Consider the following 10,405-nt stretch of genomic DNA (forward strand, 5'->3'; position numbering starts at 1 on the left):
GCTCGGCCCGCCGGGCCCGGGTGTGTACTCGACCCTAATGGTTGCTTCTTGTCTTGGTTGCGTCTGCTATTCCCGGGGGCTGCCCTGACCGTCGGCGGTGTAGCCACCGCCGCCGCCCTACTGATCCCCGGCACCGCGTCCGCCGACCCGACCGAACTGGTAGCGCCACTGCTCAATTCCGACTGCAGCTTCGCTCAGGTGGACGCGGCGCTGCACGACAAGAATCCGCAGTTGGCGGCGATGCTGGATGCCAACCCTGAGCAGAAGTCGATGTTGCAGGAGAAGTTCGATCAGCCGGTGGAGCAGCGGCGAGCTGAGTTGCAGCAGTACGCGCAGCAGCACCCGGAGCAGGCTCAGCAGGCGGAGAATGATCCGCGGGCGGACTCGGTGCGGCGGACTATTCAGGCTGTGGCCGACTCCTGCCACAACTACTGAGGTAGTGGTCGGGGGGTGATGTGCTGGTAGAGGTGATGGCTGTGTTTTTGGCCTCCGCTTCGCTCCGGCGTGTTTTCGGCGCCCTTGGTCTCGGTTTTCGGGTGCCGCTGCTGGCTCCTTCGTCGCTTCGCAGCGGCACCCGAAAACCGAGACGCGCCGAAAAACTACGGGGTTGGCGTGCTACAGGGGAGGTTTTTGGCGGAGGGGGTGGGTTGGGTGGGGATCTCACCGCTTGGGGGATCGGGGGGGTGTTTTTGTTCGTGGGGTATCGCGTAGCGCGGCTGGCGTGTGTGGGGGGATCGACCTATCAGAATGGAAACCGTGACGAGCGAGCGTGATACTCCTAGGGTTTTGCTGGTCGATGATGACGAGGATTTGCTGGCGTCCGTCGAACGGGGCTTGCGGCTATCGGGATTCGATGTCTTGATCGCTCGCGACGGCGCGGAGGCGCTTCGATGCGTGAGCGACGGCTCCCCTGATGCCATCGTGCTCGATATGAATATGCCGGTACTCGACGGGGCGGGCGTGGTGACGGCACTGCGGGCGATGGGTAACGAGGTGCCTATTTGTGTGTTGTCGGCGCGCAATTCGGTGGGTGATCGGATCGCGGGCCTGGAGTCCGGCGCCGACGACTACCTGGTGAAACCGTTCGTACTCGCCGAACTCGTGGCCCGGATTCGCGCATTGCTGCGCCGCCGCACCGATACCGCTACCACCCCGACCAACCCGGACGCAATCACGGTGGGCCCCTTGGAAATCGACGTCGCCGGTTATCGCGCCCTGCTGCACGGCGACGAAATCGAGCTCACCAAGCGGGAATTCGAACTCTTGTCGACGCTGGCCCGCAACGCGGGGGTGGTGCTGAGCCGGGAGCGGCTGCTGGAACTGGTGTGGGGTTACGACTTCGCCGCGGACACCAATGTGGTGGACGTGTTCGTCGGCTATCTGCGGCGCAAGCTGGAGACCGGCGGCACGCCGCGGCTGCTGCACACCATTCGCGGGGTCGGGTTCGTGCTGCGGGCACCGAAATGAGACGGCGGCGCCACTCCTACTCGCTGCGCACGCGCGTGGCGGGGGCGGCGGCGCTGGGCGCGATCATCATCGCCGCGGTGCTGAGCTGGGTGTCGGTGCGCGCGCTGGAACGCAACAACCTGGCGCAGGCCGATCAGGAGTTGACCATCGCCGCGCGCATCGTGCTGATGCAGCCGGTGATCGCGGTGGGGGTGCTCTCGCTGGTCACGCCGAACAAGGACATGGCGGTCACCGTGCGCGAGGACCGCGACGTGGTGGCCTCCACGAGCGTCCGGCTGCCAACGCTGAAACCGGGCTCGCAGACGCTGAACATCGACGGCACCCCGTTCCGGGTGCTGACCACCACGGAGAACCAACCGGAGGGCCGCACGGTCTCGATCGCCATCCCGCTCACCGACGCCTACCACGCCACCTCCGAACAGCGGCGCTGGGTGCTGGTCGCGGCGGGGCTGGCGGTCACCGCCGCGGCGGGGCTGGGCTGGGTGTTCGGCGGACGCGCGGTACGGCCGATCGTGGATCTCACCCGGCAGGTGGGCGCGCGCAGCGGCACGGTGCAGAGCGAGGCGCCGGTCGGCGGTTCCGGCGTGCGGGAGGCGGAAAAGCTTGCGGAGGCGGTGAATTCGCTGCTCGGCCGGGTACAGCGGGCGCAGGCGGAGACGGCCGCGGCGCTGGAGACCGCCCGCGACTTCGCCGCCGTCTCCGCGCACGAGCTGCGCACCCCGCTCACCGCCATGCGTACCGACCTGGAGGTGCTGCGCACCCTGGACCTGGACGCGGACCAGCGCGCGGAGATCCTCGCCGACCTGCAGCGCGGTCAGGGCCGGGTGGAGGCGACGCTGGCGGCGCTGGAACGGCTGGCCGCCGGCGAACTCACCGACGACCGCGACCACGTGGAAACCGATGTGGGCGATCTGGTCGACCAGGCCGCGCACGACGCCATGCGGCATTTCCCGCAGCTGACCGTGCGCATCGACACCGACCGGGAACTGGTGACCCGCGGCCTGCCCACCGGTCTGCGACTGGCGGTGGACAACGCGCTGGCGAACTCGGCCCGGCACGGCGGCGCCACCGAGGCGCTGGTGTCGGCGCACCGCACGGCCGACGGCTACATCGTGATCTCCGTCGACGACAACGGCCGCGGCATTCCGCCGGACGAACGCGCCGCGGTGTTCGAGCGGTTCTTCCGGGGTAGCCACGCCGCCAAGGGCGGGTCCGGGCTGGGCCTGGCGCTGGTCGCCCAGCAGGCGCAGCTGCACGGCGGGCGGGCGTTCTTCGACGACGGCACCATGTCGGGGGTGCGCTTGGTGCTGATGCTGCCGGACCGTGAAACGGATTGCCCGCCAGAGTAATTCGCGAGCTACCGGATCCCTTACCGATTCCTCAGAGAAGCGCCACGCCCGGCCCATCCCGCACCTCTACCGTGGTGCTGTGATCGCAAAACGTACGCGCTGGATCCTGGTCGTCGCCGTGCTGCTGGTCGCCGGTGCGACCACCGGCGGCGTGCTCTGGCTACGCCAGTCGGCCACCGCCCCCACGGCAGTGGCGATCGTGAACTCCGACACCGGCCAGACCGGCGCGAAGATCGTGAAAGGCTTGCAGGAGGGCGGAATTCACGAGTGGACGGTCGCCGCGCCCGGCGCGGCGAGCACCGCCGACTACGCCGCGGTGATCACGCTGCCCGGCGATCTGTCCTCGTCGCTGGCCACCCTGGCCACCACGCAGCCGCATCGCGCGCAGGTCACGGTGGACACCCACGCGCACGCCGACGCGAACGTGGTCAACGACGCGGTGAACGAGGTCACCCGGCGGATCAGCGCGGCCGGCATGGATCAGACGCTGGCCGCGGTCGGCGCCGCCCGCGGATCGGTGCAGCAGGTGGCGTTCACCTCGCAGCTGCTCGGCGCCGGCGTGCAGCAGGCCGCCGACGCCTCGGGCCAGTTCACCGGCGGCGCCGACGAGATGCTCGGCTTCCTGAACACCGCCAAGGACGGCGCGGGACAGTTGACCGCGGGCATCACCCAACTCAACGACACTCTCGGGGCGGCCACCACGCAGGCCGAAAGCCTGGCGGGCGCGCTAGACGCGACCGGGGTCACCATCGGCCAGATCTCGGGCACCGCGAACACTCTCAGCACCGGGCTCGACCAGGTCCTGCCGCTGCTGCGCGCCCTGCCCTTCGCGAACGACCCGCAACTGGTCGACGTCATCGGCAAACTCGAGGCACTGCGCGGCGTTTCCACCCAGGCCGGTACCCAGCTGTCCGGATTCGCCCAGCTCACCGGCACCAGCACGGACCCGAACACACCTGTCAGCACGCTGCTGCGGGACGCGGCGAATCGGTTGTCCGCCGCGGGAACCCAGCTGAACCAGGGCGCCGAGCTGGCGAAACAGGTTCCGCAACTGGCCGATCAGGGCGCCGCGCAGCTGACCGGCGCGATTCAGGCCCTGACCGGCGGCGTCCAGCAGCTCCAGCAGATCGTCGCCAACCTGAACACCCAGAGCGGCAATGCCCTCAACGCGCTGCCCGCACGCAGCAGCAATCAGCAGTCGGCGATCGCGACGAATATCAGCGACCCCGTGGAGATCGTGCGGAACTAGCGCGCGGAATCAGCTCGCGTTCAGCAGGTCGATGATGAAGACCAGCGTCTTACCCGACAGCGGGTGCCCCGCGCCCTCCGCGCCGTAGGCGAGTTCCGGCGGGATGATGAGCTCCCGACGGCCACCGACCTTCATGCCCGGGATACCGTCCTGCCAGCCCTGAATCAGGCCGCGCAGCGGGAATGTGATGGATTCGCCGCGGTTCCAGGAGGAGTCGAATTCCTCGCCCGTGTCGTATTCCACACCGACGTAGTGCACTTCGACCGTGCCGCCCGCCACCGCCTCGGCGCCATCGCCTTCGACGATGTCCTTGATCACCAGCTCCGTGGGCGCGGGGCCTTCCTGAAACTCGACTTGCGGCTTGGTCATGCGTCCTCTTCTGTTCGATGGATAGGCCGACAGACAGTGTTAACCATAGTGGGCGGGTCGAAACCTGCCGAGAGGACGAGCCGCGTCACATTCCCGGGCGGACCGGAGGCGCGGGGTCGCGCCGTGCCGGGCAAGATGGTTGCCCGTGGCCGAAGTGATCGACATCGACGACCCCGCCGATCCGCGGGTCGCCGAGTTCCGCGACCTCAACTCCGCGGACCGGCGGCCCGACCTGCCCGGCGGCAAGGGGCTCGTGATCGCGGAGGGCGTCGTGGTGGTGCAGCGCATGCTGGCCTCGCGTTTTCCGCCGTTCGCGCTGTTCGGCGTGGCCCGCCGATACGACGCGCTGGCCGCCGAGCTGGCGGACGTGGCGGTGCCGTACTACCGCGCGAGCGCCGAGGTGATGGCCGAGGTGGTCGGCTTCCATCTGAACCGGGGCGTACTGGCCGCCGCGCGGCGGCCCGCCGAACTCGCGGTGGACCGGGTGCTGCGCGGCGCGCGCACGGTGGCGGTGCTGGAGGGCGTCAACGATCACGAGAACATCGGTTCGATCTTCCGCAACGCGGCCGGGCTGGGCGCCGACGCGATACTGTTCGGCGACCGCTGCGCCGACCCGCTGTACCGGCGCGCGGTGCGGGTGTCGATGGGGCATGTGCTGCGGGTGCCGTTCGCGTATCTGACCGACTGGCCCGACAGCCTGAAGTCGTTGCGGGACCAGGGTTTCCGGCTGATCGCCCTGACGCCCGACCCGGCCGCGGCGAATCTGGCCGACGCGATGGCCGGCGAGCGGGTGGCGCTGCTGCTCGGCGCCGAGGGACCGGGACTGACGGCCGCGGCGATGGACGCGGCCGACATCCGTGCGCGCATACCGATGGCGCCCGGCACCGACTCACTGAACGTGGCGACCGCCGCCGCGATGGCCTTCTACGAAAGGGTGCGCACCTCGTGAATCAGCCGTACGGCACCCGGCCCGATCCCGAACCGACCCCGTGGGCGCCGGGGCTGGCGGTGGCGACCCTGGTCGCGCTGCTCACCGCCGCCGCAGTCTACTCCTTCGGCAACGCACTCGCCCATGTGCACTGGCTGCTGGCGGTGGCGGTGAATCTGATCGCGGTCGGCGGCGCGGCCCCGACCGCGTGGCGCTGGCGCAACACACCGGTGACGCGCTGGGTGCTCGGCGGTGTGGGCGCGGGCGTGCTGCTCGGCTGGATCGCCCTGCTCGTCGCCGCGGCCGCGGCCTGAATCCCGGTCTAGGACACCCGGTCACGGTTGCGCAGCCAGCCGAACCAGCGCTTTCCGTCGGACTCCCGGATCTTCAGTTCCTCGGGCACGATCGGTCGCGGCGCCTGGCCCTTCGGATACAGGCTGAAACCGCAGACGGCGATGTCGGTGGGTTTCAGCGCGTCGTCGGAAGTCGCTCCGCGGTAACGGAATCCGAGCCACTCCAGATTGGCCTCGTCGGCGAAGGCGGGCGGCTCGAACGGGAGCGTCTGCGGGTCGGGGAATTCGCCGGGCTGCAGGTGCACGGGATGCTCACCGGCCCAGAACGGGCGCTCCCACACCAGCGGCAGCCCCTCGTCCTCGAGGATGTCGACCCGGGTGGCGCTGAACGCGCGGCGGAATTCGCCGCGCTCCCAATGCGCGAACGCGCCCCAGCCGTGCGGGATGTCGTAGGAAACGAGATAGGTGTGCTCGGAGGCCAGCGGCCGCACCAGCAATTCGGGCAGCGTGGTCGGGCGGGCGAGCGCGGCCTGCCCGGTGCACACGACCGTCACACCCGGATAGCAACCGATGTAGACCGATCCCTGATCCGGCCCGGCCCACACCTTCAGCGTGCCCGACGCGGCGGGCACCACATCACGATCCGGGTTGAGCTGCTTGGCCAGAGCCAGCGCGGCCTCGGGGTCCGGATCGGGATGATCGCGGAGCACCGACACCGGGTCGGGGTCGTCGACGTACCAGAGGGACGAAGCTGTAGACGGCACTTCCGACACCTCCCGATTCTCGTACGAGTAACTCTAGCTACTCGCGAGCAAACTTCGGATATCCGGGTCGCCTCACCACTGCGACTCGCCCGACGCCCGCCCGACTCAGCGCGCGGCCATACGAAAAATCTACTCCCCCAACACCCGAAAACCCCGCGCTTCGCTTCCCGCTCCGCGTGTCAAGAGCCCTGATCACCTACCGTGCCAAAACGCCCGTGCCCCGGCGTGTCTCATGGCGAACTCGAGCCAGAGCGAACTCCACTCGAGCGATCAGCCCGGCCGCGAGCAATCGGCTTGTGTGCCAGCAACCAATCGACGTGCGGGCATTTAGGCATTTTCGCGACTACGGGCAATTCGAGGTTTGCGGGATACGGGCAGTCCGAGGTTTGCGGGATACGGGCAGTCCAAGGCTTGCAACGTACGGACAGTCAGAGGTTTGCGACATACGGACAGTCCGAGGGTTTGCGACGTACGGACAGTCCGAGGGTTTGCGACATACGGACAGTCAGAGGTTTGCCGAGGCACGAACAATCCACTCGGACTCGAGTGAACGAGTCGCGCACGGCAAGTGGGCATGCGCGCGGATATGCCCGCGCGGATATGCCGAAGGCTCAGTGGCCCGAACTGCGGACGCCTAGTAGTACGTCTTCCCAGGACGGCATCGGGGCCTTGCCGCCACGCTTGGAGCGGGACGGCTTCTGGCCCGCGGGCTTGGTGTTGCCCTGCTTGGTCGACTGCGCGGCCTCGGGCGACCGCTCCGCCGGAGTGCTCGCCACGGCGGGCTCGGCCGCCGGGGCCGGCGTCGGGGGCGAAGGCGCCGGTGTCGCAGGAGCATTCGCGGCGGGGGCGGCGGAGACGCTGCCCGGAGAGGCGGGCGGCGGCGTGACCGGAGCGCTCTTGGGCGCGGGCTGGGCCGGTGCGGCCGTCCCCTTCGCCGAGACCGGGACCGCGCTCCCACCGACCGCGGCACGCTGCTCGAAGTACTCGGGCTCGCTTTCCCCGGCAGTGATCTGGGCGGGCTCCGGCGAGGTATGCGGCGCGGGCGCGGGCTCCTCCGCGGCGGCGCGGGCGGGCTCATGGGAGTTCAGCGCCGCAGGCTCCCGAGTGCTCGGCGCGGCGGGCTCCACCGGCGCCGCCTCGGGGGCGGACTCCGGCAGTATGGTCGCCAGGCCGCGCAGCGCCCGGCCGAAGTCCGGATCGATCAGATCGGTGGCCGGGTCGTCCAGGGGCGTCACCGAACCGCCGTGCGCGTCGGGCTGGAAACGCCAATGCGCGGCGATCACCGAACGGCCGGCCTGCCACTGCAATTGGGCCACCCAGTAGCCCTTCTCGTCCTTCCAGGCGTCCCACTCCGCGATGTCGATGTTGTGCCCGCGCTCGGCGAACGCCGCCGAGACGACATCGATGAGGGTCTCCACGGCCGGGCCGTCCTTGCGCACCGGATGCGCCTTCTGCGCCAGTTCCGCGGCGCGCGCACGCTCGAGCAGCACGGGGTAGGCGAAGCGCTCCACCCGGGACGTCGGCATGCCCGACTCCTCGGTGACCTGTTCCACGGAGGCCCCGGCACGGATACGGGCCTGGATATCGCGAGGACGCATAGTTGCTTCCGTTTCGATCTCGATCTGGCCGAATCGGGCAAGGTCTCCGCGCGCCGCGGCACGCAGCTTCTCGTCGGCGGGCAGCCGGTACTTCACGCCGGTCTCGGTGTCGACACACACGATGTGCGCGGAATCGGGCGTCAATCCGATCACTCGAAGTTCACGCACCGTTACCTCCTTATCGCTGCGTCGATCACAGCCAGGCTCGCGACACCGCCCACGTTCTGGAACAGTAGTGCACTTCTGGGGTTCATGTGGCAAGACACGCGCGCGGAAGTCGGCAACAGACCCTCCACGCGCGCTAATCTGCACTATTCGGTGTCAGCGGCGCCGCACAGTCTACTTCGAAATCTCCTGCACCACCCAGTCGACGCAGCGGGTCAGCTGAGAGACGTCTTCCGGGTCGATGGCGGGGAACATGCCGATGCGCAACTGGTTGCGGCCGAGCTTGCGGTAGGGCTCGGTGTCCACGATGCCGTTGGCGCGCAAGACCTTCGCGACCTGCGCGGCATCCACCCAGTCCGCGAAGTCGACGGTGCCGACGACCTGCGAGCGGTGGGCGGGATCGGCGACGAAGGGTGTGGCGTACTCGCTGGACTCGGCCCACGAGTACAGGCGCGACGAGGAGTCCAGGGTGCGTTTGACGGTCCAGTCCAGGCCGCCGTTGTTGTTCATCCACTCGATCTGGTCGGCGAACAGCAGCAGGGTGGCGAGGGCGGGGGTGTTGTAGGTCTGGTCCTTCGAGCTGTTGTCGACGGCGATGGGCAGGGACAGGAACTCCGGCGTGTAGCGGCCCGAATCCTTGATCTCCGCAACCCGTTCCAGCGCCTTGGGGCTCATCAGCGCGATCCACAGGCCGCCGTCGGAGGCGAAGCACTTCTGCGGGGCGAAGTAGTACACGTCGGCGTCGGCGAGGTGCACCGGCAGACCGCCCGCACCGGACGTGGCGTCGATGGCGATCAGCGCGTTCTCCGAACCCGCCGGGCGCTGCACGGGAACCGCGACGCCGGTGGAGGTCTCGTTGTGCGCCCAGGCGATGACGTCGGCGGCGGGATCCGACACCGGCTCCGGCGCGGTACCGGGATCGGCCGAGATCACGATCGGATCGCCGATGAAGGGGTTCTTCTTCGCCACCGTGGCGAACTTCGAGCTGAACTCGCCGTAGGTGAGGTGCAGCGAGCGCTCGCGGATCAGGCCGAAGGCGGCCGCGTCCCAGAACGCGGTGGTGCCGCCGTTGCCGAGCACCACCTCGTAGCCGTCGGGGAGGGAGAACAGCTCGCGCAGGCCGGAGCGCACGCGCGCCACCACATCCTTGACCGGCTTCTGACGGTGGCTGGTGCCCATCACCGAGGCGCCGACCTCGGCCAGGGCGCGCAACTGCTCGGGGCGGACTTTCGACGGGCCGCAGCCGAACCGTCCGTCGGCGGGCTTCAGATCGTCGGGGATGGTCGGGAACGCAGCGGTCATGGCCACCAGCCTAAAGGCTGACCCCGGGCCCGAACGCGGGTGGGTCACCGCCCGCCCCGACGCCCGCACCGGACTGATTCACCCCACCGTATTACCGTGGCGCAGGCCACAGTACGGCTACGGTAACCCCATGACCGAGCGCGGCAAGCAAACCCCGGGCACCGCGCCCCTGCCCACCCCGGACCCCACCCGCCACCAGCGGCATGGACCGCGAGCGATGCGGGAGTCGGTGCGCGGCGGTAGCGAAGTGTGCGGATGAGTACGGCGGCGCATGGACAGGGGGGTGCGGGCGGGCAACCGCTTTCGGGTGGGGCCGAGGGGGCGGGCGAGGTGTGTCGGCCTGCCGGCGGTGGGCATGGGCGGCGGGGCGGGTCGGGGCGGCGGCGGGTCGGTGTGGTGTTGCGGTGGTTGTCGATTCGCTTGGAGTCACACGGATTCGTCGGTAACGGCGCGCTGTCGCCCGCGGCGCGGCGGGAGCTGGCGGTTCGCGGGATCCCGGGCACGGCGACCGTGCTCGGGGTGCGGCCCCGGCGCACCGAACCGGGACACCGCTTCTGGGTTCGGGTGCAGGCGGAGGGGCAGCAGCCCTACGAGACCCGGGTGCGTCAGCGAGTGTCCGAGGCGGACCTGGAACTGATGCGGCCCGGCGACGTCGTCGGCTGCCGAGTCGACCCGGGCGACCGCGACCGCGTGCTGCTGTACGTGCCGAGCCCGGCGGAGGCGACCCGGGTGAGCATCTCCAAGATCCTCGCCAACGGTCGCCGCGCCGACGCCACGGTGCTCGCCGCCGCTCCCGGGGGGGGGGGGGGGGGGGGGGGCGGGGGGCCCCCGGGGGGGGGGGGGGGGGGGGGGGGGGGGGGGGGGGGGGGCGCGGCCGCCGGGGGGGGGGGGGGGGGGGGGCGGCGGCGCCGCGCCCGGGGG

General features: G+C 69.9%; 10 protein-coding genes and 1 pseudogene. 7 read left to right on the top strand and 4 right to left on the bottom strand.

Features of this window, described 5'->3' with window-relative positions; genetic code table 11:
* Positions 1-48 precede the first annotated feature (48 nt).
* The 4 genes from QH470_RS01990 to QH470_RS02005 all read left to right on the top strand — a co-directional run bounded on the left by QH470_RS01990 (position 49) and on the right by QH470_RS02005 (position 4,065).
* On the top strand, positions 49-435 hold the full coding sequence (locus tag QH470_RS01990) for a hemophore-related protein (RefSeq protein ID WP_280270503.1): 387 nt from the start codon (positions 49-51) through the stop codon (positions 433-435).
* 321 nt (positions 436-756) lie between these two features.
* Positions 757-1,467, top strand: coding sequence for a response regulator transcription factor (locus QH470_RS01995; protein ID WP_280270504.1), 711 nt, complete (start codon positions 757-759; stop codon positions 1,465-1,467).
* Positions 1,464-2,816 carry a sensor histidine kinase gene (locus QH470_RS02000; RefSeq protein ID WP_280270505.1) on the top strand — a complete coding sequence of 451 codons (1,353 nt, stop codon included), beginning with the start codon at positions 1,464-1,466 and terminating at the stop codon, positions 2,814-2,816. The genes QH470_RS01995 and QH470_RS02000 overlap by 4 nt, the downstream gene beginning before the upstream one ends.
* Positions 2,817-2,895: 79 nt before the next feature.
* Entirely contained in the window at positions 2,896-4,065 is a 1,170-nt protein-coding gene (locus QH470_RS02005) for a YhgE/Pip domain-containing protein (protein ID WP_280270506.1), read from the top strand.
* Positions 4,066-4,074: 9 nt separating this feature from the next.
* Here the strand turns inward: QH470_RS02005 and QH470_RS02010 are convergent, their stop codons facing one another.
* The gene (locus QH470_RS02010; RefSeq protein ID WP_280270507.1) at positions 4,075-4,434 is read right to left on the bottom strand and encodes an FKBP-type peptidyl-prolyl cis-trans isomerase; all 360 of its coding nucleotides are present in this window, start codon (positions 4,432-4,434) and stop codon (positions 4,075-4,077) included.
* 145 nt (positions 4,435-4,579) lie between these two features.
* On the opposite strand from QH470_RS02010, the gene QH470_RS02015 reads away from it, so the two are divergent.
* Complete coding sequence (locus tag QH470_RS02015) at positions 4,580-5,383, top strand: TrmH family RNA methyltransferase (protein WP_280270508.1); 804 nt, start codon at positions 4,580-4,582, stop codon at positions 5,381-5,383.
* Positions 5,380-5,676 carry a DUF2537 domain-containing protein gene (locus QH470_RS02020; protein WP_280270509.1) on the top strand — a complete coding sequence of 99 codons (297 nt, stop codon included), beginning with the start codon at positions 5,380-5,382 and terminating at the stop codon, positions 5,674-5,676. The genes QH470_RS02015 and QH470_RS02020 overlap by 4 nt, the downstream gene beginning before the upstream one ends.
* A gap of 8 nt (positions 5,677-5,684) precedes the next feature.
* Here the strand turns inward: QH470_RS02020 and QH470_RS02025 are convergent, their stop codons facing one another.
* From QH470_RS02025 to serC, 3 genes are all read right to left on the bottom strand, one after another.
* Complete coding sequence (locus QH470_RS02025) at positions 5,685-6,419, bottom strand: DUF6928 family protein (protein ID WP_280270510.1); 735 nt, start codon at positions 6,417-6,419, stop codon at positions 5,685-5,687.
* Between the two features lie 611 nt (positions 6,420-7,030).
* Complete coding sequence (gene sepH / locus QH470_RS02030; RefSeq protein WP_280270511.1) at positions 7,031-8,185, bottom strand: septation protein SepH; 1,155 nt, start codon at positions 8,183-8,185, stop codon at positions 7,031-7,033.
* A gap of 171 nt (positions 8,186-8,356) precedes the next feature.
* Positions 8,357-9,484 carry a phosphoserine transaminase gene (serC, locus tag QH470_RS02035; RefSeq protein WP_280270512.1) on the bottom strand — a complete coding sequence of 376 codons (1,128 nt, stop codon included), beginning with the start codon at positions 9,482-9,484 and terminating at the stop codon, positions 8,357-8,359.
* A 408-nt stretch (positions 9,485-9,892) separates the two neighbouring features.
* On the opposite strand from serC, the pseudogene QH470_RS02040 reads away from it, so the two are divergent.
* A pseudogene (locus QH470_RS02040) lies at positions 9,893-10,405 on the top strand (hypothetical protein); the annotation flags it as partial.

The sequence above is a fragment of the Nocardia wallacei genome (assembly GCF_029868745.1).
Lineage (GTDB): Bacteria > Actinomycetota > Actinomycetes > Mycobacteriales > Mycobacteriaceae > Nocardia > Nocardia wallacei_B.

What these genes read in the sequence shown, in the direction of transcription:
- QH470_RS02000 (WP_280270505.1), top strand. Translation starts at nt 1,464, where the DNA reads ATGAGACGGCGGCGCCACTCCTACTCGCTGCGCACGCGCGTGGCGGGG.
- QH470_RS02010 (WP_280270507.1), bottom strand. Translation starts at nt 4,434, where the DNA reads ATGACCAAGCCGCAAGTCGAGTTTCAGGAAGGCCCCGCGCCCACGGAG.
- serC (WP_280270512.1), bottom strand. Translation starts at nt 9,484, where the DNA reads ATGACCGCTGCGTTCCCGACCATCCCCGACGATCTGAAGCCCGCCGAC.